A 22,645-nucleotide genomic window follows, 5' to 3' on the forward strand; every position below is an offset into this window, starting at 1 on the left:
AGGGAGGCGCATGCTTGAGACGAGGCGGCCGCTTTTCTGTTGCAGCTTGTCCGGAGGCCCGGCCCTCCGCCCGAAAAGGAGAACAGATGGACAGCATTTCTCTCACCGTCAACGGCGTGCCGCGCGAGGCGCGGGACGTGCGCCCCCACACCACCCTGCTGAACTGGCTGCGTGACCAGGGCCTGACCGGCTGCAAGGAAGGCTGCGCGGAAGGCGAGTGCGGCGCGTGTGCCGTTCTGCTCGCCCGCCCGACCGAGGAAGGCGGCACCCGCCTGGAAGCCGTAAACGCCTGCCTGGTGCTGCTCCCGGCCCTGAACGGGCAGGAGGTCGTCACTTCCGAGGGCCTGGGTGAACCCGGCCACCTGCACCCCGTCCAGCGCGAACTGGCCTACCGCGGCGGCTCGCAATGCGGCTACTGCACGCCCGGCTTCGTGGTCAGCATGGCCGCCGAGTACTACCGCGAGGACCGGCCCGCGCAGGAGTTCGACATCCACGCGCTGAGCGGCAACCTGTGCCGCTGCACCGGCTACCGCCCCATCGCGGACGCGGCGAACGCCCTGGGCGGCGTGGCAGAGGGTGACGCATTCGCCCAGCGACGTGAGCAGCCCGCCCCCACCCCGCAGGCCACCCACCTCACGACCCCGAGTGGCGAGTTCTACCGCCCGACCACGCTCGCGGAAGCCCTGGACCTGCTGGCCGCGCACCCCGAGGCCCTGCCCCTCGCGGGCGGCACCGACTGGGGTGTGGACGTGAACATCCGCCACAGCCGCGCCCCGATCACCATCGCCATCGACGGCCTGCCGGAACTGCGGACGCTGACCTGGCGGGAGAATGAGGTGGAAATCGGCGCGGCGCTCAGCCTCTCCGAGATCGAGCGCCGCCTGGCGGGCCGCGTGCCGCTGCTGGAAGAACTCTTCCCCCTCTTCGCCTCGCGCCTGATTCGCAACAGCGCCACCCTGGGCGGCAACCTGGGCACCGGCAGCCCCATCGGGGACAGCCCCCCCGCGCTGCTGGCGCTGGACGCGCGGGTGGTGCTGGCCTCCGCCGCGGGGGAGCGCGAGGTGCCCCTGGCCGACTACTTCACCGGCTACCGCCAGACGCAGCGCCGCCCCGACGAGCTGATTCGCGCCGTGCGGCTTCCGCTGCCCCTCGCACCGGTCACGGGCTTCTACAAGATTGCCAAGCGCCGCTTCGACGACATTTCCAGCGTGGCCGTCGCCGTCGCGCTGGACCTCGACGGCGACGTGGTGCGCTCGGTCCGCATCGGGCTGGGCGGCGTGGCGGCGACCCCGCTGCGGGCCTATGCCACCGAGGCCGCCTTGACGGGCCAGCCCTGGAACGAGCGGACCGTGCGCGAGGCGGCCCGCGTTCTGCGCGGCGAGGGCACCCCGCTCGACGATCACCGCGCCAGTGCCGCCTACCGCGCCGCGATGCTGGAGCAGACGCTGCTGAAGTTCTATTTCGAGAAGACCGCCCAGGAGGTGATCCTATGAGAGGAAACACGGCGACCAGCCTGCATGAGCGTCCCCCGGTCGGTGCGGTGGGCGAACCCCTGCCCCACGAGAGCGCCGAGCTGCACGTCACGGGCCACGCCCTCTACACCGACGACCTGGGGGTGCGCCTCCAGAACGTGCTGCACGCCTGGCCGCTCCAGGCCCCCCACGCCCACGCCCGCGTGACCCGCCTGAACGTCGCGCCCGCCCTCACGGTGCCCGGCGTGGTCCGCGTGCTGACCGCGGACGACGTGCCCGGCCTGAACGACGCGGGCGTGAAGCACGACGAGCCGCTCTTTCCCACCGAGGTCATGTACCACGGCCACGCGGTCTGCTGGGTGCTGGCCGAGAGCAGCGAGGCGGCGCGGCTGGGGGCGCTCGCCATCGAGGTGGAGTACGAACCGCTGCCCGCCCTGCTGACCATCGGGGAGGCCATCGCCGCCGAATCGTTCCAGGGCGCGCAGTCCACCCTGCGCCGCGGCGACGTGACCCTCGGCTTCGAGCAGGCGGCCCACATCTTCGAGGGCGAGTTCGAGATCGGCGGGCAGGAACACTTCTACCTGGAGACGAACGCGGCACTGGCCCACGTGGACGAGTACGGCCAGGTCTTCGTGCAGAGCAGCACCCAGCACCCCACCGAGACGCAGGAGATCGTGGCGCACGTGCTGGGCCGCGCCAGCAACGAGGTGACGGTCCAGTGCCTGCGCATGGGCGGCGGCTTCGGCGGCAAGGAGATGCAGCCGCACGGCTACGCCGCGATTGCCGCGCTGGGGTCGGTGCTGACCGGCCGCCCGGTCCGGTTGCGCCTCAACCGCACCCAGGACCTCACCCTCACCGGCAAGCGCCACCCCTTCCACGCCCGCTGGAAGGTCGGTTTCGACGAGGGTGGCCGCCTGCTGGCCCTCCAGGCCACCCTCACCTCGGACGGCGGCTGGAGCCTCGACCTCTCCGAGCCGGTGATGGCGCGCGCGCTGTGTCACATCGACAACGCCTATTACATCCCGCATGTGGAGGTTCACGGGCGCATCGGCAAGACGAACAAGACCTCGCAGACGGCCTTCCGCGGCTTCGGCGGGCCGCAGGGCATGGCCGTCATCGAGGACCTGCTGGGCCGCTGCGCACCGCTGCTGGGCCTGGAAGCGCACGAGCTGCGCCGCCGCAACTTCTACCAGCCCGGCGAGGCCACGCCTTACGGTCAGCCGGTGCGCCACGCCGAGCGGCTGGAGGATGTCTGGTCCACGCTGCTGCGGACCTCGGACTTCGAGGCGCGGCAGGAGGAAGTGCGGGCCTTCAACGCCGCGCATCCGCACCTGAAACGCGGGCTGGCGATCACCCCCGTCAAGTTCGGGATTTCGTTCAACTTCACGTCCTACAACCAGGCGGGCGCGCTGGTCCACGTGTACAAGGACGGCTCGGTCCTGATCAACCACGGCGGCACCGAGATGGGCCAGGGCCTGCACAGCAAGATGCTCCAGGTCGCGGCGACCGCGCTGGGCGTGCCCCTGAGCTGCGTGCGGCTCGCGCCCACGCGCACCGACAAGGTGCCCAACACCTCCGCCACGGCGGCCAGCAGCGGCGCGGACCTCAACGGCGGGGCCATCAAGGACGCCTGCGAGCAGATCAAGCTCCGGCTGGCGGACGTGGCGGCGGGGTCGCTGGGGGCACTGGCCGCCACGAAGGTGGGCGCGCTGGGCGTCCACCCGGAGGACGTGCGCTTCGAGAACGGCCGGGTCTTCCCGGTCGGGCACCCCGAACTGGGCATGGATTTCCGCCAGGTCGTCCACGATGCCTACCACCTGCGGACGCAGCTGTGGGCGGCGGGCTACTACCGCACGCCGGGCCTGCACTGGGACCGCAACGCGATGCAGGGCGAGCCGTTCAAGTACTTCGCCTACGGCGCGTCGGTGAGCGAGGTGGAGGTGGACGGCTTCACCGGGGCCTACCGCCTGCGCCGGGTGGACATCCTGCATGACGTGGGCGACAGCCTCTCGCCCCTGATCGACCTCGGGCAGGTGGAGGGCGGCTTCGTGCAGGGCGCGGGCTGGCTGACGCTGGAGGAGCTGCGCTGGGACACCGGCAATGGCCCCCACCGTGGCCGCCTCGCCACCCAGGCCGCCAGCACCTACAAGCTGCCGAGCTTTTCCGAGATGCCGGAAGTGTTCAACGTGGCCCTGCTCGAACGCGCGGCGGAAAGCGGCGTGGTGTACGGCTCCAAGGCCGTGGGCGAGCCGCCGCTGATGCTGGCATTCAGCGTGCGTGAGGCGCTGCGGCAGGCGGCGGCGGCCTTCGGCCAGGGGGGGCACGAAACCTACCTCCCCAGCCCGGCCACGCCCGAAGCGGTGTTCTGGACGCTGGACGCGGCGCGGCAGACGGCAGCCCGTCCAGAAGTGGCGGCGGACTGACATGACCTGGCTGGACGCGGTGCAAACGCTCTCGGAAAGGGGAGAGGCGGGCGTGCTCGTCACCGTCGCGGCGGTGCGCGGCCACGCCCCGCGCGAGGCGGGCGCGAAGATGGTGGTCGCCGCGGGGCAGACCTGGGACAGCGTGGGCGGCGGCAATCTGGAAGCGACCGCCGTGGAGCGTGCCCGCGCCCTGCTGGCCTGCGGGGCGACCACCCCCGAACTGCTCACCCTGCGCCTGAACGACCGCGCCGCCAACGAGTACGGCCGCCAGTGCTGCGGCGGGGAGGTGACGCTCCTGCTCGAACCCCTGAAAACGGCCCGCCCGAACCTCGCCATCTTCGGCGTCGGGCACGTGGGCCTGGAACTCGCGTGCGTCCTCTCACGGCTGGACGTGAACCTCCACCTGATCGATTCGCGTGAGGCACAACTCGCCCCCGAGCGGCTGGCCGGGCTGGCGGGGGGGGCGGCCCGCCTCCAGGTCCACCACGCGCCGATTCCCGAGATGGCGCTGGCCGACCTGCCCGCCGGAACCCACCTCGTCATCCTGACCCACGACCACGCCGAGGATGCCGCGCTGTGTGACGCCGCGCTGCGCCGCCCCGACCTGGGCTTTATAGGACTCATCGGGTCGAAGGTGAAGTGGGTGCGCTTCCGCGAGCAACTCCGGGCGGTGGGCCACGCCGACGCCGACCTCGCGCGCATCACTACGCCCATCGGCCTTCCCGGCATTCGCGGCAAGAGTCCGGCCGTGATCGCCATCAGCGTGGCCGCGCAGCTTCAGCAGGTGCTGGAAGCGGCGGCCACCTCCTCCTCGCCCGTTTCTCCCGCCCCCCAGAGGATCTCATGAAGCTCTACCGCGCCACTTTGATGCACACGCCCGAAAGCCCCTTCACCGCCCCCGACGCCCTGCAGGTTCAGGAGGACGGCGGCCTGCTGGTGGAGGAGGGCCGGATTCTCGCCAGCGGCCCCTACGCCCAGGTCCGGGCGAACCACCCCCGCGCCGAGGTGGTGGACCTGCGCGGCGGCGTCCTGCTGCCCGGCTTCATCGACACCCACGTGCATTACCCGCAGGTGCGGGTGCTGGGCGGCCTGGGGATGCAACTGCTGGAATGGCTCGACAAGAACACGCTGCCGGAGGAGGCACGGCTCTCGGACGATGCCTACGCCCGCGCCGTCGCCCGCGAGTTCCTGTCCGCCCTCCGCTCGAACGGCACCACGACCGCGCTGGTGTTCGGCAGCCACTACGCCTCCGCGATGGATATTTTCTTCAGCGAGGCGGCGCAGACCGGCCTGCGGGTGGTCGCCGGACAGGTCGTCTCCGACCGCCTGCTGCGCCCCGAGCTGCACACCACGCCTGAACGCGCCTACGCGGAGGGCAAGGCCCTGATTGAACGCTGGCACGGTGTGGGCCGCGCTCTGTACGCCGTCACGCCGCGCTTTTCCCTCTCGGCCAGCGAGGGTCTCCTCGACGCCTGTGCGGCGCTGATGACCGAGTTCCCCGACGTGCGCTTCACCAGCCATCTCAACGAGAACCCCCGCGAGGTCGAGGCGGTGCGCGAGCTGTTCCCCACCGCCCGCGACTACCTCGACACCTACGAGAGGGCCGGGCTGGTCACGCGCCGCAGCGTGCTGGCGCACAATGTTCACCCCGCCGACCGCGAGCTGGCCGTGATGGCCGCCCACCGCTGCTCTGCCGCGCACTGCCCATGCAGCAACTCGGCGCTGGGCAGCGGCCTCTTTCCGCTGAAGCGTCACCTCCAGGCGGGGGTCCACGTCTCGCTGGGGACCGACGTGGGCGGCGGCACTGGCTTCTCGCTGCTCAAGGAGGGCCTGCAGGCCTACTTCATGCAGCAGCTTCTCGGTGCCCAGGGTGTGCCCCTCGGCCCTGCCCACCTGCTCTACCTCTCCACCCGCGCGGGCGCGGAGGCGCTCGACCTGGGCGATCTGACCGGCGACTTCGGCGTGGGAAAGGCGTTCGACGCCGTGTACCTGCGCCCACCGCAGGGCACCACACTCGACACTGTGCTGAATCACGCGGACGGCCCCGAACGGATGCTGGCCGACCTCTTCACCCTGGGCACCCAGCAGGACGTGGCGCAGGTGTGGGTGGGCGGCGACGCGGTGTACCGCCGGGCCTCCAGCGAACAGGAGGTGGGCGTCTGAATGGTCCCGGCCGGAAGCGGGCTGCCCCCCCGGACAGCCCCGCCGGTCAAAGAATGACCCCGCCGACCCTCCGGAATGGAACCCCGCACCGGCACCCGGCCCCTCGTCCCTCCCCGCCCTCCCCTTCAGGAGTCCCGCATGTCTGACGTTTCCCAGTCCCGTGCCGTTCCCGCCTCCGGCCTCGACCGCTTCTTCGGTCTGAGTGCCCAGGGGTCCACCGTCTCCCGCGAAATCCGGGCGGGCATCACGACCTTCCTCACGATGAGTTACATCCTCTTCGTGAACCCGCAGGTGCTCGGCACGGCCATCCACGTGCCGAACGCCTTCGTGCAACTGCTGATGACCACGGCCATCGCGGCGGCCTTCGGCTGCCTGGTGATGGGCCTGATCGCCAGGTATCCCTTCGCGCAGGCTCCCGGCATGGGCCTGAACGCCTTTTTTGCCTTCACGGTGGTGCAGGGGATGGGAATTCCCTGGCAGACGGCCCTGGGCGCGGTGTTTATCAGCGGCATCCTGTTCGTGCTGCTGAGCGTGCTGGGTGCCCGGCAGGCCATCGTGCAGGCCATCCCCACTTCGCTGAAGTTCGCCATCACCGGGGGCATCGGGGCCTTTCTGGCCTTCCTGGGACTGAAGAACGCCGGGATCGTGGTCAGCAACCCGGCCACCCTGGTGGGCCTCGGCTCGCTGACCGCCCCGCCGGTCTGGCTGTCCATGCTGGGCCTCATCATCACCGCCGTGCTGATGACCCGCCGGGTGACGGGCGCGATTCTGTGGGGCATCCTGGCGACCACCCTGATCGCCATCCTGACCGGGGCCGCCGTGTATGCGGGCGGGGCGAACGGTGCCCTGCGGGCCTTTCCCGGTTTCGACGGCAGCTTCCTGGGCATCTTCGGCACGCCGGTCTGGCCTTCCTCGCTGGTCGGCCAGCTCGACATCGCCGGGGCGGTGGGCCTGGGCCTGCTGAGCGTGGTCTTCACCTTCTTCTTCGTGGATTTCTTCGACGCCACCGGCACCCTGACCGGCCTCTCGCAACGCGCCGGATTCCTCGACGAGAAGGGCAACATGCCCCGCGCCCGCCGCCTCTTTGCGATGGACGGCCTGGCTGCGATGTTCGGGGCCTTCATGGGCACCTCGACCACCACGGCCTACGTCGAGAGCGCCTCGGGCATCGGTGAGGGCGGGCGCACCGGCCTGACCGCCGTCACGGTCGGCGTGCTGTTCCTGCTGAGCATGTTCCTGTGGCCGCTGGCCTCCGCGATTCCCGGCGCGGCCACCGCTCCCGCCCTGATTCTGGTCGGCGCACTGATGATGGAAGGCGTGCGGCACGTGGACTGGGACGACATCAGCGAGGGCCTCCCCGCCTTCCTGACCATCATCGCCATGCCGCTGACCTTTTCCATCGCCAACGGCGTGAGCCTGGGCGTGATCAGCTACTGCGCCATCAAGCTGTTCAGCGGCCAGATGCGGCGGGTCAGCCCCATCCTGTACGGGGTCGCCGCGCTGCTGCTGATCCGGTACATCTGGCTGGTGGGCGAGTAGGTTTCATACCAACTTCAGGTGAGTCGTAGACGAACCCGAGCGGAGCGAGAAGAAGAAAATACCGGCTTGCGGCGATGGAAGAACATCCGGTGTTTTGTCCGGATGTTCTGGAATCAGAGCAAGTCGGTATCACCCTCCGCCCTTCCCCGGTCCCGGTCCTGGTGGCCGGGGCTTTTTTTCAGCCAGAAGAGACCGGCCAGAAGAGACTGGCCAGAAGAGAGGGAGGCTGCGCTGTGGCAGCCTCCCCGTGGTCTTGTCAGGTCAGTTCTGGCGGCTGTCCGGGCGCGGCGCGCGGAACGGCAGGTACTTCGGGACCCAGAACTTGGCGCGGACCAGGTCGGTCAGGGTCGCCTCGTCGAGGTCGTCCAGCCCCTGTTCCTGCGCCACGCCGTCGCGCAGCGCCTGCTGGATGACGCGCACGGCTACCTCCACGCTGGCCTCGGGCAGCTCCCCGACGGGCGGGTACAGGCGGCCGGGATGGGTGCGGGCGGTGTAGTCGGCCAGCGCGTAGGCCGCTTCGAGCACCATCTCGTCGGTGATCTCGCGCGCCCCCGCCAGAATCGCGCCGAAGCCCAGGCCGGGGAAGATGAAGGCGTTGTTGCCCTGTCCGATGGCGTGCGTCTGGCCGTTCAGCTCCACCGGGGCGAAGGGGCTGCCGGTCGCCACCAGCGCCGCCCCGCCCGTCCAGCGCAGCACGTCCTCCGGCAGCGCCTCGCAGTTGGCGGTGGGGTTGGAGAGGGGAAACACGATGGGCTGTGCGGTGTTCTGGTGAATGGCCTTCACCACGTCCTCGCTGAAGATGCCACCCTGCCCGCTGAGGCCCAGCAGCACGGTGGCCTTCGCCTCGCGCACCACGTTCAGGAGGTCGGTGCCTGCCCAACCGTCCGTCACGGCCTTCGGCGTGGCAAGGGACTGCTTGTAGTCCTCCATCTGGCGGTCGTCGGTGAGCAGGCCGCGCGAGTCGAGGACGAAGACGCGCCGGGCAATCTCGTCCGCGTCAAGGCCCTCGCGCTTCAGGCCCTCGCGGATGGCGGTGGCGACACCTGCGCCCCCGGCTCCCGCCCCATGAATCACGATCACCTGTTCGGCCAGCCGCTCACCCTTCACGGCGCAGGCCCGCAGCACGCCCGCCAGCGTGACCGCGCCCGTGCCCTGAATGTCGTCGTTGAAGGAGGGCACGACCTTGCGGTAACGCTCCAGCACCCGGAAGGCCGTGTCCTTGGAGAAGTCCTCCCACTGGATGATCGCCTTGGGGTAGCGCTGCCGGGTCGCCTCCACGAAGCGGTCCACGAACGCCAGATACTCGTCGCCGGTCAGGCGCTGGTGGTGAACCCCCAGGTAATCCGGGTCGTCCAGCAGGTCCTGGCGGCCCGTGCCCACGTCCAGCTCCACCGGCAGCGTCTTGTCCGGCCCCACTCCGCCCGCCACGACATACAGGCTGAGCTTGCCGATAGAAATGCCCATGCCGCCGAAGCCCTGGTCGCCAATCCCCAGAATTGCGCTGGAATCGGTCGCCACGATGATTCGCACGTCGTTCAGCGGCACGTTGGCGAGCGCCTGCCCGGCCCGCCCGATGTTGTCGGTCGAGAGCATCAGGCCGCGCGGCACCCGGTAAATCTGGCTGAACTTCTGCACCGCCAGGCCCACCGTCGGCGTGTACACGATGGGCAGCATCTCCTCGACGTGGGCGGCCAGCAGCGCGTAGAACAGCACCTCGTTGCGGTCCTGGAGGTTGCGGAGGAAGACATGCTTGTCCAGCGGCTCCTGCACCTTCACGTAGTCGCGGTAGAGGCGGCCGACCAGCGTCTCCAGGGTGTCCACCTGCGGCGCGATCAGCCCGTCGAGGCCTAGCGCCCCGCGCTCCTCGTGGGTAAAGGCCGTGCCCTTGTTCAGCAGCGGAATGCGGGTGAGGTCGAAGCCCTGCACGAGGGGTTCGAGGTAGCGGTGCCCCTGCGCGTCACGGCGCACGTCGTAGTGGGTGGTGAGGGGAAGGCGGTCCTCGGTAGTGGTCATGGGGGTTCCTCTCAAGGCGGCTTTTCTTCCGCTCTATAAAAAAGAATTTCAAAAACTCGCCAGGCGGCCCCGCGAAAGACGGAGGGGGCACCTGGGCGGCGGGTTAGCGGATTTCCAGCGGGTGACGGTTCATGTCCTTGTAGAGCAGGTACTTGCTCCACGTCTTGCCCAGCGCGCCGTACCACTGCGGGCAGTGCGCGCCCATCCAGATCACGTCGCCCTGGGTCACCTGGAAGTAGCGTTCGCCCAGGCGGTAGATGCCTTCCCCCTCCAGCATCAGCAGGCCGTGTTCCATGTAGTGAATCTCCACGTAGGGCAGCGTCGCGCCCGGCACGTAGCTCATGGTGGTCACAATGAAATCGAACTGCGGCGCGTCGGGCAGCAGTTTGCGGGCAATCAGGCCGGGGTCGCCCTCGAACTCGGTGCCCTCCACCTGCCGCTCGTTGCCGATAAAGACTTCCGGCGCGGGCAGGCCCTCCAGCTGGGGGTGGAACTTCTTCTCGAAGACGGAGACGCGGGCGGCGTCCTGCGCGCGGATGGTGTGGTCCGTCCCGGCGGGCAGGTAGGCGTAGTCGTATTCACCCAGGCGGTGCGTCTCGCCGTTCACGGAAAGCTCCACCTCGCCGTCCAGCACGAAGACGAAGCGCTGGATGCCCGCGGGCGGCGCGCTCGCCTCCGCGCCGGGCTGCATCTCGGCCGTGAACTGCGTGAAGCGCGTGCCGAAGCCCATTACCGGGGCGATGTGGACGATGCAGGCGGTGTTCTTCCACTCCGCGACCGTGGTGCGGATAAAGGTCTCGGGCGTGAGCAGCGCGTATTCCTGGTTCACGACGCTGCGGGTCTGGCCGAGCTGTTGCAGGCTGGGTTGGCGGTTCATATGGCCTCCGATTGAAAGGTTGACTGGTCAACCTGGAAATCCGAGCGAAACGAGGAGGAGAGAGGGCGGGTTCCGTGAAGTGGAGCAACGAGCGGCGCTTTCCCGATTGTTGCGGAATGGAGCGGAATCCGTCTCAAGCGGTTTCCTCCTGGGGAATGGGGGCGGGACGCAGGAAGCGGCCCTGGGGCGGGTGGGGAAAGCGACCCTCGGCATACACCGTCTGGCCGCGCAGCAGCGTTTGGCGCACCTGGCCGCGGAAGGTCCGGCCCACGTAGGGGCTGAACTTCCAGCGGGTGTGCAGGTTTTCCTGGGTGTGGGTCCACTCAGTATCGAGGTCGACCAGCACCAGGTCGGCGTCCGCGCCGGGTTCCAGGCGGCCCTTCCCGGCGAGGCCGAACCGCTGCGCGGGTGTGCGAGCGCACAGGCGGGCGATGTCGGGCAAAGAGAGGCCGCGCTCCCGACCCTCGGTCAGCAGGACGCTCAGGGTGGACTGCACGCCCGCGATGCCGCCCCAGATGCTGAAGAAGTCCTCCCCGGTCTTGAGGTCCAGGCTGCTGGGCGAGTGGTCCGAGCCGATGGTGTCGATGAGGCCCGCGCGGAGGGCCGACCACAGCGCGTCCACCTCACGCTGCGGGCGCAGGGGCGGCGCGCACTTCAGCACCGCGCCCAGGCGTTCCATGTCCTCCCCGGTAAAGGTCAGGTAGTGCGGGCAGGTTTCGATGCTCACGTCCACGCCGCGCGCGCGGGCCTCGGCGGCCAGGGTGACGGCCCGCCCGGTGCTGAGGTGAACAAGGTGGATTTTCGCGCCCGTCTCCTCGGCCAGCAGCAGGGCGCGGCCCACGGCCTCCACCTCCGCGATGGCCGGGCGGCTGCGGAGGTAGTCGGCCACGCCGCTGCCGCCCTGGGCGCGAATCCGCACGGCGAGGTTCGCGGTGATGGCGTCGTTCTCCGCGTGCAGCGCCACGATGCGGTCCAGTTCGCGCGCCGCCTTCATCCCCTCGTAGAGCGTCAGGTCGTCGGGCGACGTGAACTCGGCCAGGCCGCTGTTGCTCATGAACGCCTTGAAGCCCACCGCGCCCGCCTCGGCCAGTTCGGGCAGCCAGGCCAGGTTGCCGGAGGTCAGCCCTCCCCACAGCGCGAAGTCCGCGTAGGCTTCCTGCTCGGCCACCTGCCGTTTGGCGTCCAGGGTGGCGGCGTCGATGACGGGCGGCGCGCTGTTCAGCGGCATGTCCGCGAAGACGGTGCCGCCCCCCGCGGCCAGCGCCCGGCTGCCGGTGGTGAGGCCTTCCCATTCCGCCCGGCCCGGCTCGTTGAAATGCACGTGGATGTCCACCGCGCCGGGGAAGACGTGCAGGCCGCGTGCGTCGAGTTCCTCGCGGGCCGGGCCGCCCAGTTCGGGGGCCACGTCCACGATGCGGCCCTCCACCACGCCCAGGTCGGCCGTCTCCACCCCGCCCTCCCGCACCAGTTGCCCGCCGCGCACCAGCAGGTCGTACATCAGCGTGCCTCCTCCCGCTCGGCGAGAAGGTGCAGGAAGCGGGTGCCCACGCGCAGGGCCGCCTCCACGTCCTCCCCCCGCACGGCCTCGTCGGGGTGGTGGCTCAGGCCGCCGGGGCTGCGCAGAAAGAGCATGGTGGCGGGCCAGGTGTGGCCCAGCAACATCGCGTCGTGTCCCGCGCCGCTGACCATCGGGGTGGAGACGTGGCCCTCGGCGGCGAGCGCTTCCCCCAGCAGCTCCGTGAGGGCGGGGTCCATCGGGGTGGCCGGTTCCTCCAGCCGGACCTCGGAGGTGAAGGTGAGGTCGCGTGCCTCCGCGAGCTGCTGCGCTTCGGCCAGAAGCCGCGCCAGCGCCCCCTCCCGCACCTCGTCCTGCGCGTGGCGGAGGTCCAGCGTGAACTGCACCTCGCCGGGAATCACGTTGCTCGCGCCGGGCAGCGGCCGCAGCGCGCCGACCGTGGCGACCAGGCCGGGCGTGTTGCGCGCCAGGTTCTCGGCGGCCAGCACGAAGGCACTCGCGCCCGCCAGCGCGTCACGGCGCAGGTGCATGGGCGTGGTGCCCGCGTGGTTGGCCTTGCCGCTGAAGGTGAAGTTCAGCCGGGACTGCCCGGCGATGGCATGCACCGCCGCCAGCGAGCGGTCCTCGGCCTCCAGCACCGGCCCCTGCTCGATGTGCATCTCCAGGTAGCCCAGCACGTCCTCCCGGAGCTGCGCCTCCGCGAGCTGCCCCACGTCCAGCCCGTACTCGGTGATGGCCTGCGCGACCGTTTTGCCCTGCGCGTCGGTCACGGTCAGCAGTTCCTCGGCGGTCCCCAGCAGCGCCCGGCTGCCGATAAAGGGCACGCTGAAGCGCACGCCTTCCTCCTCGCTGAAGCCCACGAGTTCGACGTGGTAGGGGAGGGGTGTGTCCTTCAGCGCGTCCAGCAGGCTCAACCCCAGCACCACGCCCAGCACGCCGTCATACGCGCCCGCGTTGGGCACGCTGTCGAGGTGCGAGCCGATCACCAGGGTGCGGGCACCCTCGCGGTCGCTGCGGCGGGTGGCGCGCCAGTTTCCGGCGGCGTCCTCGCGGGTCTGGAGGCCCAGCGCGGCGGCCCAGGCGTCCAGCCGGGCGTGGGCGTCGTGCATCGGCGCGCACAGGAAGGTGCGGGTAATCTGGCCAGGTTCCTCGGTACAGGCGGCAATGTCCGCGCAGCAGGTGAGGGTGCGCTGGGCCAGGTCGGTCAGTTCGTGGGCGGGCTGGGAAGTCGTCATGCGGGGGAAACCTCGTCGAGGGTGCGGGCGGCAGCGGGGAAGAAGGGCGGGCACGTTCCTGACAGGACCAGCGCGCGCAGCAGCCGGGCGGCAGGTTCCCGCGGATCCGTAGAGTCGGCCAGCAGCGCCTCAAAGTATTCCGGGGTGAGCGCCTCGCCGCCCTCCAGCGGAATGCGGTGATGCACCCACTGCCACAGTTGCGCGCGGGCGAGTTCGGCGGTGGCGGTGTCCTCCACCCGATTCTTCCGCACGATGACGCCCTGCCCCGCCAGCCAGGCCCGGAAATAGTCCGTCGTCACGCCGATGGCCTCCCGCACGGCGGAAAGCGGCACCTCTGCCGCGCGGGGAAAGGCCAGCAGTTCCGCCGCGACCTCCTCTTCCGGTTTCGGCGCGGGCGGTGAGGCGGGCGGCGCGGACTGGAACACGGCGCGGACGGTGGGAATCAGGTCCGGCAGTCCGGCCCAGGCGGCGACAAAGCCCTGTGACGCCTCGCGTTCCTTGTCGGCGCGGACCACCGCGAGGGCGGGTTCGGGGTCGGCGGGGTCGGGGGCGAGGGCCGCCGTGCCGCCAATGGCCTGCGCCCCCCGGCGGGCGCACACGCGGGCCAGGTTCTGCTCGTAGGCCTGCATGGACGGCTGCCCCATGTTCAGCTCACCGCGTTCGGGCAGGCAGAAACGATGGTTCTCGCCCAGCCACTTCACCGCGCTGAACACGTAATCCCAGCGCCCGGCGTTCAGCCCGAAGGCCCGCCCCCGCAGCGCGTACAGCAGCTCGTCGGCGTAAAAGGCACCGGGCAGCGTTTCAATCTGGATGCAGACGCGCAGGCTGTTCGGCTCGCGCCCCGTGAGGCGCTCGGTTTCCGCCAGCAGGTCCTGCCAGAACTCGGCCTCGGCGGGAAACTCCAGCTTGGGAAGGTACACGTACAGCGTCTCCCGCCCCGCGAACGCCTCCACGAAGGCGGCCAGGTCGCGGATGCTGGCGCTGCCGCCCTCCGCGTCCTCCATGTAGAGGGGCCGGGGCCGCGTCATGGGGAGGGGGCCACCCGTCCTGGGCAGGCTGCGCAGGTTCGCATGCCCCGCGCGGACATTCTGCGGGGTGGGGGAGAAGGTGTCGTCGAAATCGAAGATCAGCGCGTCGGGTCCGGCCGCCAGGGCCGACTCGATGGCCGCCGCGTCGCTGGGTTCCACCAGTTGCTCCACCTGCCGGGCGCGCAGTTCGGCGGGCGGGGGGGCCACCTGCCAGTCGCCCTGACGGATGGCGGCGGTCCGCGGGTCGAAGCCGGGCGTCCAGTCGCGGCGGCCCGAGAGCAGCGTGCGCCTGCGCTCCGCGAACAGGGCCTCCAGGGTGCGGGCCAGGTCAGTACCGGGTGTGATCACGGGGGTCTCCAGGGGGTGGGACGAGGGGCGGGAACGGTAAGGAGGGTGTAACACGCTCGCACTGTATTTGTCAAAAAGTAGAAAGGTTTTCCGTAGAGAGGAATATAGACAACGAAGTATTTTGACCATCGTACCACTTCGGCGCACCGTTTCTCCTGTTTGCTCCAGAGGTCAGTTGGGGTGGAGAACAGAAGAACTCTTTCATCGGAGGAGGTGCGGGTGCCCTTCGGTGTGGAGAGTCAGGTGGGAACAGGCCTCCATTCTCTACGGCAGTCTGACATCCTCTTTTTGCTATATGTTGAAAAATACTTCTATAGATTGACAAAAGATGGAAAGCCACTTACGCTGCCTTCCAAGGAGGAAACCAAGATGCCGAAGATGACTGCGGTCGAGGCCGCCGTGCACGTGTTGCGCCTGGAAGGTGTGGAAACCGCCTTCGGGGTGCCAGGAGCCGCCATCAACCCGCTGTATGCCGCGCTGCGCAAGCTGGGTGGAATCAACCACGTCCTGGCCCGCCACGTGGAGGGGGCCTCGCACATGGCCGACGGCTACACCCGCGCCAAAGCCGGGAATATCGGCGTGTGCATCGGCACCAGCGGCCCCGCCGGGACGGATATGATCACCGGCCTGTACGCGGCGATAGCTGACAGTGTGCCGATCCTGTGCATCACCGGCCAGGCCCCCCGCGCGCGCCTCTACAAGGAAGACTTCCAGGCGGTGGACATCGAGAGCATCGCCAAGCCCGTCACCAAGATGGCCGTGACGGTGCGCGAACCCGCGCTGGTGCCGCGCGTCTTCCAGCAGGCCTTCCACCTGATGCGCTCGGGTCGCCCCGGTCCCGTGCTGATCGACCTGCCCTTCGACGTGCAGATGGCCGAGATCGAGTTCGACCCCGAGACGTACTCGCCGCTGCCCGTCTACAAGCCCGCCGCGACCCGCGCCCAGATCGAAAAGGCGATGACCATGCTGGGCGAGGCCGAGCGCCCGCTGATCGTGTCGGGCGGCGGCGTGGTCAATGCGGACGCCTCGGACCTGCTCCAGACCTTTGCCGAGCTGACCGGCGTGCCCGTGATTCCCACCCTGATGGGCTGGGGCACCATCCCCGACGACCACCCGCTGATGGCGGGCATGGTGGGCCTCCAGACCTCGCAGCGCTACGGCAACGCCACGCTGCTGGCCTCCGACTTCGTCCTGGGCGTCGGCAACCGCTGGGCCAACCGTCACACCGGCGGGCTGGACGTGTACACGGAAGGGCGCAAGTTCGTCCACGTGGACATCGAACCCACCCAGATCGGGCGCGTGTTCGGCCCCGACTACGGCATCGTCAGTGACGCGAAGGCCGCGCTGGAACTGTTCGTCGAGGTGGCCCGCGAGTGGCGCGCCGCCGGGAAGCTGAAGGACCGCGGCGAGTGGGCCGAATCCTGCCGCGAGCGCAAGGCCACCCTGTTGCGCAAGACGCACTACGACAACGTGCCGATCAAGCCCCAGCGCGTCTACGAGGAAATGAACAAGGCCTTCGGGCGCGACGTGACCTACGTCACCACCATCGGCCTGTCGCAGATCGCGGGCGGGCAGTTCCTGCACGTCTACAAGCCGCGCCACTGGATCAACGCCGGTCAGGCCGGGCCGCTGGGCTGGACCGTGCCCGCCGCGCTGGGCGTGGCCGCCGCCTGCCCCGACGCCGAGGTGGTGGCCCTGTCGGGCGACTACGACTTCCAGTTCATGATCGAGGAACTGGCGGTGGGGGCACAGTTCAACCTACCCTTCCTCCAGGTGCTCGTGAACAACTCCTACCTGGGCCTGATCCGGCAGTCGCAGCGCGGCTTCGACATGGACTATCAGGTGCAGCTCTCCTTCGAGAACATCAACTCGCCCGAGGTGAACGGCTACGGGGTGGACCACCTCAAGGTGGTGGAGGGCCTGGGCTGCAAGGCACTGCGTGTCTTTAACCCCGACGACATCCTGCCCGCCTTCGAGAAGGCCCGCGACCTGATGCGCGAGCACCGCGTGCCGGTGGTGGTGGAGGTGATCCTGGAGCGCGTGACCAACATCAGCATGGGCACCGAGATCAACAACATCACCGAGTTCGAGGAACTGGCCGAGAACGCCCGGCAGGACGCGCCGACGGCGATCGCGATGCTGGATTGAGGGGGAAGGGGTTAGGGATTAGGCGTTAGGAAAAGACCTAAACCCTCACCCCTGTAGAGGTACCTATGACCCAATTTGCTGCCAATCTCACCATGCTGTTTCAGGAAAAGCCCTTCCTGGAGCGGTTCGCCGCCGCACGTCAGGCGGGGTTCGAGGCCGTCGAGTACATGTTTCCCTATCCCTACTCGCCGGAGGAACTGCGCGAGCAGCTTCAGGAGCACGGGCTGCGGCAGGTGCTGTTCAACCTGCCCGCCGGGAACTGGGAGGCTGGGGAGCGCGGCATCGCCGTGCTGCCGGATCGCCAGGAGGAGTTTCGCCAGGGCGTGACGCGGGCGCTGACCTACGTGGAGGCGCTGCGCAGCGAGGACGCCCCGCCCCTGGTGAACTGCCTGGTCGGCAAGCTCCCCGCCGGGGCGGACGAGGGCGAGGCCCGCCGTGTGCTGGTGGAGAACCTGCGCCACGCCGCCTCCGAGCTGGGCCGGGTCGGCGTCACGCTGCTGGTCGAGCCTATCAACCCGCACGATATTCCCGGCTTCTTCCTGCGCACGCCCGATCAGGCCGCGGCGCTGATCGAGGAGGTGGGGGCGGACAACCTCCGCATCCAGTACGACCTCTACCATCAGCAGCGTACCGAGGGGCAACTGCTCGACACCTTCCGCCGCCTGCAAGACCGGATCGCGCACGTGCAGCTCGCGGACGTGCCGGGCCGCCATCAGCCGGGCACCGGGGAAATCAATTACCCCTTCGTGCTGGCCGCGCTGGACCGGGCGGGGTACGGCGGGTACGTGGGTCTGGAATACATCCCCGAGGGGGACACTGTGAGTTCGCTGGCCTGGATGCAGGCCCTCAGGGAAGGAGTGCTGAACAAATGACGACAGGCAAGGAACGTATCGGCTTTATCGGACTCGGGATCATGGGGCTGCCGATGGCCCGCAACCTGATCAGGGCGGGGTACGCCCTCACCGTGAACAACCTGCACCCCGAGCCGGAACAGGCCCTCGCCGCCGAGGGGGCGCAGGTGGCCCGCACCGCCCGCGAGGTGGCCGAGCAGAGTGACATCGTGATCACCATGCTGCCCGACAGCCCCCAGGTGGAAGAAGTCGTGCTGGGCGAGAACGGCGTGGCAGAGGGCCTGAAGCCGGGCAGCCTGTACATCGACATGAGCAGCGTGGCCCCCAGCACGGCCCGCAAGGTGGCGGAGGCGCTGCAACAGAAGGGGGCCGAGGCCCTCGACGCGCCCGTATCCGGCGGACAGGTCGGCGCGGAGCAGGCCACCCTCAGCATCATGGTGGGCGGCAGCGAGGAAGCCTTCGGGCGTGCCCGCCCGGTGTTCGAGGCGGTCGGCAAGAACATCGTGTACATCGGCGGCCCCGGAGCCGGACAGGTCACCAAGATCTGCAACCAGATCGTCGTGGCCCTGACCATCCAGGCGGTGGCCGAGGCGCTCACCCTGGCGCGCAAGAGCGGTGTGGACGGAGCGCGGGTCCGCGAGGCGCTGCTGGGCGGCTTTGCCCAGAGCCGCATTCTGGACCTGCACGGGCAGCGCATTCTGGACGGCAACTTCCAGCCGGGCTTCCGCATCAACCTGCACCGCAAGGATCTGCGCCTCGCACTGGAGGCGGGCCGCGAGCAGGCCGTGCCGCTTTTTGCCACCGCGACCGCCGCCGAACTGATGAACTCCATGATTGCGCAGGGCATGGGCGACCTCGACCATTCGGGCCTCGCGGTGCTGTACGCGCAGCTCGCCGGGCTGGACTGAGATGAGTGCGCCTGACCAGGCGGTGCCGCAGACCGACCTGCGCGCCCTGCTGGAGGGCAGCTACCGCTCGGCGCTGGAGGCGGTGGCCCCTGCCCGGCTGCTGGCCCCCTACCTGACCGGCCCGCGTCCCGACTTCGTGCTGGCCTTTGGCAAGGCGGCCCTGCCGATGCTGCGCGCCGCGCTGGAAGCCTATCCTGGCGTGCCGGGCCTGGCGGTGCCGCCGCTGGGCACGCCGGACCTCAGCGTCCCGGAGGGGGCCGAGGTGCTGCCGGGCAGCCACCCCGTCCCCGACGAGAACAGCACCTCGGCCGCCGAACAGGCGCTCGCGCGGGTGCGTGCGTTGCCGGAAGGTGCGCGGCTGCTGGTCCTCGTCTCGGGGGGCGGCAGCGCACTCCTGAGTGCCCCCTGGGGCGTCACGCTGGCGCAGAAGCAGGCACTGACCCGCGACCTGCTGCGCGCGGGGGCGGCCATCGAGGAGATCAATGCCGTCCGCAAGCACCTCTCGCAGGTCAAGGGGGGGCGGCTGGCGCAGGCGACCCGCGCCCAGGTGCGTGCCCTGCTGATCTCGGACGTGATTGGAGACGACCCTTCCGTGATCGCCAGCGGTCCCACCGTGCCGGATGCGACCACCTTCGCGGACGCCCTGGCCGTGCTGGACCGTTACGGGATTGCGGCTCCGGAGGCCCGCGCCCACCTGTCCTCGGGCGCGCGGGGCGACCTCCCCGAGACGCCCAAGCCCGGCGAGCTGCCCCACGTCGAGAACACCGTCATCGGCTCGAACCGGGTGCTGCTGGAGGCCGCGCAGCAGTTCTTCGGGGCGCGGGGGGTCCGCTCGGTGATCCTCTCCGACACCTTCGCGGGAGAGGCGCGCGATCTGGCCGGCTTCCACGCCTCGCTGGTGCAGAGCATCCGCAGCTACGGCACGCCCTTTCAGGGACCGCTGGTGCTGCTCTCCGGCGGGGAAGCCACCGTCACCGTGCGCGGCGAGGGGCGCGGCGGGCGCAACCAGGAGTTCGCGCTGTGGCTGCTGGAGACCCTGGGCGAGCGGGGCGTGTACGCCCTCTCCGCCGGTTCCGACGGGATCGACGGCAACAGCGACGCGGCGGGGGCCTTTCTGACGCCGGATTCGCTGGCCCGCGCCCACGCCCAGAACCTCGACCCCCGTGACTTCCTGGCCCGCAACGACTCCGGCTCCTTCTTCGCGGCCCTGGGAGACGCCCTGATCACCGGCCCCAGTGGGCACAACCTCAATGACTACCGCGCGCTCCTCGTGGAGTAGGGGGCGGGGGGAGCAGGACGGGGCGGCTGAAGCGGGGAGGCAGCCGTCCCGCCTTGGTGCGGACCCCTGCCCCGTTACTGACAAAGAGACGCTTTTCCGGGTTTCACTCCTGAGGGGCTTCCGCTAAAATGGAAATAATCTTCATCAGGTAAAATTTCCGTTCGCCTCCCCGTTTCCCCAGGAGATTCCCGTGACCACGACCCTGCAACTTCCCACCGGCATGACCCTCACCGCTCCCGTTCAGGCGGCGTCCGCCGAGATTCTGACACCGGAGGCGCTGGCCTTTGTGGCCGACCTGCACCGGCGCTTCGATGCCCGCCGCCGTGACCTGCTCGCGGCGCGGGAGGAGCGGCAGGCGCGGCTGGACGCGGGCGAGCTGCCCGACTTTCTGCCCGACACGGCCGACATCCGCGCGGGCGACTGGAAGATCGCGCCGCTGCCCGCCGACCTGCAGGACCGCCGGGTGGAAATTACCGGCCCGGTGGACCGCAAGATGATCATCAACGCGCTCAACAGCGGCGCGCGGATGTTCATGGCCGATTTCGAGGACGCCAGCAGCCCCACCTGGGAGAACATGGTGGAGGGCCAGAGCAACCTGCGTGACGCGGTGCGCGGCACCATTTCGCTGGAGCAGGGCGGCAAGAGCTACCGCCTGAACGACAAGCCCGCCATGCTGCTGGTGCGCCCGCGCGGCCTGCACCTGCCGGAAAAGCATGTCACGGTGGACGGCGAAACGATGAGCGGCCCGCTGTTCGACTTCGGCCTGTACGCCTTCCACAACATGCAGGAGCGTCTGAACCGGGGCAGCGGCACCTACTTCTACATCCCCAAGCTCGAAAGCCACCTGGAGGCGCGCTGGTGGAACGATGTGTTTACCTACACCGAGGACACCCTCGGCGTGCCGCGCGGCACCATCCGCGCGACGGTGCTGATCGAGACGATCCTGGCCGCCTTCGAGATGGACGAGATTCTGTACGAGCTGCGTGAGCACTCGGCGGGCCTGAACAGCGGGCGCTGGGACTACATTTTTTCTTACATCAAGAAGCTCCGCAACCGTGACGACCGGATTCTGCCCGACCGCGCCCAGGTCACGATGGCGACGCCGATGATGGCGAACTACTCCAAGCTGGCCGTGCAGACCTGCCACAAGCGTGGTGCCCCCGCCATCGGCGGCATGAGCGCCTTTATTCCCGTCAAGAACGACCCGGCCGCCAACGAGCGTGCCTTCGAGCAGGTCCGCGCCGACAAGGAACGCGAGGCGACCAACGGCCACGACGGCACCTGGGTCGCGCACCCCGGCATGGTGGAGCTGGCGACCGAGGTCTTCGACCGCCTGATGCCCGCGCCCAACCAGATCGACTCGGGCAAGCAGGCCGACCTCCAGGTGACGGCGGCGGACCTCCTCACCCCGCCGGACGGCAGCATCACCGAGGCGGGCGTGCGGACGAACATCAGTGTGGGCATCCAGTACCTCGCCGCCTGGCTCCAGGGCCGGGGCGCGGTGCCGATCCACAACCTGATGGAGGACGCCGCGACCGCCGAGATCAGCCGCGCCCAGCTCTGGCAGTGGCTGCACCACGGGGTGAAGCTGGAAGACGGCCGCACCCTCACGCCCGAGCTGCTGGACACCCTCTTTGCCGAGGAACTGGAGAAGCTCGGCCCCGACTATACGGACGCCGGACGGCTGTTCAAGGAAGTCGCCACCCGCTCGCCGCTGGCCGAGTTCCTGACCCTGCCCGCGTACCGCGAACTCGCCTGATACTGATTCCGATTGAAGGGTGTTGAAAACACCCGGAAATCCGACCAGAGGGAGAAGGAACAAGGTCGGATTTCGGGAGATGGATGAACAGACGGTGCCCTCCCGACTGTTCAGGAATTGGACGGAATCCGTATGAAGCCCCTTCCAGAGCGGTCCGTGCCCGGCGCGTCTCTGCCCGGCGTGCGGACCCTCTCCCCTCACCCAGGACACCTATGACCACGACCACACGGCAAAAACCAGGCCGCACCCGCAGCGGTGAAACCGGCAGCGTCCGCACCCTGGAGCGCGGGCTGCTGGTCCTGCTGGCCCTCAAGGAGCTGCGCCGCGCGCCGCTCAGCCAGATCGCCCGGCAGGTGGGGCTGTCGGTCAGCACCACCTACCGCCTGCTCGAAACCCTGCGGCAACAGGGCTTCGTGGAATGGGAGGAACAGACCGGGCTGTTCAGCGTGGGCCTGCGCGCCTACCAGGTGGGCCTCGCCTTTGCCGAGCGCAGCAACCTGATCGGCGCGGCCCAGCCCGAGATGGACGCCCTGGTGGCCGACCTGAACGAGACGGTGAATCTGGCTGTCCTGTACGACACCGAGGCCGTGTACGTGCATCAGGTGGAGGGGCGGCAACTGGTGCGGATGTTCGCGCACCTGGGCGACAGCGCGCCGCTGCACTGCTCGGGCGTCGGCAAGGTGCTGCTGGCCTGGCGGCCCGAGCAGGACGTGCGGCAGAAGGTGGGCGACGGCCCCTACCCGGCCTACACGCCGCACTCGATCACCACCCTGCCCGCCCTGCTGGGCGAACTCGGGCGCGTGCGCGAGCAGGGCTACAGCCTCGACAACGAGGAACGCGAGCTGGGCGTGCGCTGCGTGGCCGTCCCCGTCCGCGACGGGACCGGTCAGGTGGTGGCGTCCCTGAGCGTGTCGGCCCCCACCTCCCGTTTCAGTGCCCAGCAGATTCCGGAGATGGCGGCCCGCATGACCCGCGCGGCGGCCCAGGTGTCCGGGCGGCTGGGCTGGGAGGAGCGGACTGTACGCTGAGGCGGTGAGCCTGGAGTGGGGCGGGGGAGAGATTCCTCGCCCCGCCGCTTTTGCCCGG

Annotated in this window: 16 protein-coding genes; 11 read left to right on the forward strand and 5 right to left on the reverse strand. The window is 69.5% G+C overall.

Annotated elements, in window-relative coordinates; genetic code table 11:
• The first annotated feature begins 86 nt into the window (after positions 1-86).
• From xdhA to ABEA67_RS08025, 5 genes are all read left to right on the forward strand, one after another.
• Positions 87-1,493, forward strand: coding sequence for a xanthine dehydrogenase small subunit (xdhA, locus tag ABEA67_RS08005; protein ID WP_345463509.1), 1,407 nt, complete (start codon positions 87-89; stop codon positions 1,491-1,493).
• Positions 1,490-3,895: a xanthine dehydrogenase molybdopterin binding subunit gene (gene xdhB, locus ABEA67_RS08010; protein WP_345463512.1), complete on the forward strand. Its 2,406-nt coding sequence runs from the start codon at positions 1,490-1,492 to the stop codon at positions 3,893-3,895. The genes xdhA and xdhB overlap by 4 nt, the downstream gene beginning before the upstream one ends.
• A 1-nt stretch (position 3,896) precedes the next feature.
• Positions 3,897-4,742, forward strand: coding sequence for a xanthine dehydrogenase accessory protein XdhC (gene xdhC, locus ABEA67_RS08015; protein WP_345463515.1), 846 nt, complete (start codon positions 3,897-3,899; stop codon positions 4,740-4,742).
• Positions 4,739-6,058, forward strand: a complete 1,320-nt coding sequence (guaD, locus tag ABEA67_RS08020; protein ID WP_345463518.1) for a guanine deaminase — start codon at positions 4,739-4,741, stop codon at positions 6,056-6,058. The genes xdhC and guaD overlap by 4 nt, the downstream gene beginning before the upstream one ends.
• Positions 6,059-6,196: 138 nt before the next feature.
• A complete protein-coding gene (locus ABEA67_RS08025; RefSeq protein WP_345463521.1) occupies positions 6,197-7,597 on the forward strand; it encodes an NCS2 family permease in 1,401 nt (466 codons plus the stop codon).
• Between the two features lie 261 nt (positions 7,598-7,858).
• Here ABEA67_RS08025 and ABEA67_RS08030 read toward each other — a convergent pair whose 3' ends face one another.
• The 5 genes from ABEA67_RS08030 to ABEA67_RS08050 form a co-directional block, all read right to left on the reverse strand.
• Complete coding sequence (locus ABEA67_RS08030) at positions 7,859-9,610, reverse strand: NAD-dependent malic enzyme (protein WP_345463524.1); 1,752 nt, start codon at positions 9,608-9,610, stop codon at positions 7,859-7,861.
• A 103-nt stretch (positions 9,611-9,713) separates the two neighbouring features.
• Complete coding sequence (allE, locus tag ABEA67_RS08035; protein WP_345463527.1) at positions 9,714-10,487, reverse strand: (S)-ureidoglycine aminohydrolase; 774 nt, start codon at positions 10,485-10,487, stop codon at positions 9,714-9,716.
• Between the two features lie 133 nt (positions 10,488-10,620).
• A complete protein-coding gene (locus ABEA67_RS08040) occupies positions 10,621-11,985 on the reverse strand; it encodes an allantoinase (RefSeq protein WP_345463530.1) in 1,365 nt (454 codons plus the stop codon).
• Positions 11,985-13,238, reverse strand: coding sequence for an allantoate amidohydrolase (locus ABEA67_RS08045; RefSeq protein ID WP_345463533.1), 1,254 nt, complete (start codon positions 13,236-13,238; stop codon positions 11,985-11,987). Before ABEA67_RS08045 ends, ABEA67_RS08040 begins: the two co-directional genes overlap by 1 nt.
• Positions 13,235-14,614, reverse strand: coding sequence for an aldolase/citrate lyase/malate synthase family protein (locus ABEA67_RS08050; RefSeq protein ID WP_345463536.1), 1,380 nt, complete (start codon positions 14,612-14,614; stop codon positions 13,235-13,237). The genes ABEA67_RS08045 and ABEA67_RS08050 overlap by 4 nt, the downstream gene beginning before the upstream one ends.
• Before the next feature lie 369 nt (positions 14,615-14,983).
• Between ABEA67_RS08050 and gcl the strand changes: the two genes are divergently transcribed.
• From gcl to ABEA67_RS08080, 6 genes are all read left to right on the forward strand, one after another.
• Positions 14,984-16,762, forward strand: coding sequence for a glyoxylate carboligase (gene gcl / locus ABEA67_RS08055; RefSeq protein ID WP_345463538.1), 1,779 nt, complete (start codon positions 14,984-14,986; stop codon positions 16,760-16,762).
• Positions 16,763-16,827: 65 nt separating this feature from the next.
• Positions 16,828-17,634: a hydroxypyruvate isomerase gene (hyi, locus tag ABEA67_RS08060; RefSeq protein ID WP_345463541.1), complete on the forward strand. Its 807-nt coding sequence runs from the start codon at positions 16,828-16,830 to the stop codon at positions 17,632-17,634.
• Entirely contained in the window at positions 17,631-18,521 is an 891-nt protein-coding gene (locus tag ABEA67_RS08065) for a 2-hydroxy-3-oxopropionate reductase (protein WP_345463544.1), read from the forward strand. Before hyi ends, ABEA67_RS08065 begins: the two co-directional genes overlap by 4 nt.
• A 1-nt stretch (position 18,522) precedes the next feature.
• A complete protein-coding gene (locus tag ABEA67_RS08070) occupies positions 18,523-19,800 on the forward strand; it encodes a glycerate kinase type-2 family protein (RefSeq protein ID WP_345463547.1) in 1,278 nt (425 codons plus the stop codon).
• Positions 19,801-20,020: 220 nt separating this feature from the next.
• Positions 20,021-21,559: a malate synthase A gene (gene aceB / locus ABEA67_RS08075; protein ID WP_345463740.1), complete on the forward strand. Its 1,539-nt coding sequence runs from the start codon at positions 20,021-20,023 to the stop codon at positions 21,557-21,559.
• Positions 21,560-21,771: 212 nt separating this feature from the next.
• Positions 21,772-22,587 (forward strand): IclR family transcriptional regulator, encoded by an 816-nt coding sequence (locus tag ABEA67_RS08080; RefSeq protein ID WP_345463550.1) that lies wholly within the window; start codon positions 21,772-21,774, stop codon positions 22,585-22,587.
• The last annotated feature ends 58 nt before the right edge of the window (positions 22,588-22,645 follow it).

Source organism: Deinococcus carri (genome assembly GCF_039545055.1).
GTDB lineage: Bacteria > Deinococcota > Deinococci > Deinococcales > Deinococcaceae > Deinococcus > Deinococcus carri.

What these genes read in the sequence shown, in the direction of transcription:
- ABEA67_RS08070 (WP_345463547.1), top strand. Translation starts at nt 18,523, where the DNA reads ATGAGTGCGCCTGACCAGGCGGTGCCGCAGACCGACCTGCGCGCCCTG.
- ABEA67_RS08045 (WP_345463533.1), bottom strand. Translation starts at nt 13,238, where the DNA reads ATGACGACTTCCCAGCCCGCCCACGAACTGACCGACCTGGCCCAGCGC.
- ABEA67_RS08040 (WP_345463530.1), bottom strand. Translation starts at nt 11,985, where the DNA reads ATGTACGACCTGCTGGTGCGCGGCGGGCAACTGGTGCGGGAGGGCGGG.
- ABEA67_RS08065 (WP_345463544.1), top strand. Translation starts at nt 17,631, where the DNA reads ATGACGACAGGCAAGGAACGTATCGGCTTTATCGGACTCGGGATCATG.
- xdhC (WP_345463515.1), top strand. Translation starts at nt 3,897, where the DNA reads ATGACCTGGCTGGACGCGGTGCAAACGCTCTCGGAAAGGGGAGAGGCG.
- hyi (WP_345463541.1), top strand. Translation starts at nt 16,828, where the DNA reads ATGACCCAATTTGCTGCCAATCTCACCATGCTGTTTCAGGAAAAGCCC.
- xdhA (WP_345463509.1), top strand. Translation starts at nt 87, where the DNA reads ATGGACAGCATTTCTCTCACCGTCAACGGCGTGCCGCGCGAGGCGCGG.
- guaD (WP_345463518.1), top strand. Translation starts at nt 4,739, where the DNA reads ATGAAGCTCTACCGCGCCACTTTGATGCACACGCCCGAAAGCCCCTTC.
- ABEA67_RS08030 (WP_345463524.1), bottom strand. Translation starts at nt 9,610, where the DNA reads ATGACCACTACCGAGGACCGCCTTCCCCTCACCACCCACTACGACGTG.
- xdhB (WP_345463512.1), top strand. Translation starts at nt 1,490, where the DNA reads ATGAGAGGAAACACGGCGACCAGCCTGCATGAGCGTCCCCCGGTCGGT.
- allE (WP_345463527.1), bottom strand. Translation starts at nt 10,487, where the DNA reads ATGAACCGCCAACCCAGCCTGCAACAGCTCGGCCAGACCCGCAGCGTC.
- aceB (WP_345463740.1), top strand. Translation starts at nt 20,021, where the DNA reads ATGACCCTCACCGCTCCCGTTCAGGCGGCGTCCGCCGAGATTCTGACA.
- ABEA67_RS08080 (WP_345463550.1), top strand. Translation starts at nt 21,772, where the DNA reads ATGACCACGACCACACGGCAAAAACCAGGCCGCACCCGCAGCGGTGAA.
- ABEA67_RS08025 (WP_345463521.1), top strand. Translation starts at nt 6,197, where the DNA reads ATGTCTGACGTTTCCCAGTCCCGTGCCGTTCCCGCCTCCGGCCTCGAC.
- gcl (WP_345463538.1), top strand. Translation starts at nt 14,984, where the DNA reads ATGCCGAAGATGACTGCGGTCGAGGCCGCCGTGCACGTGTTGCGCCTG.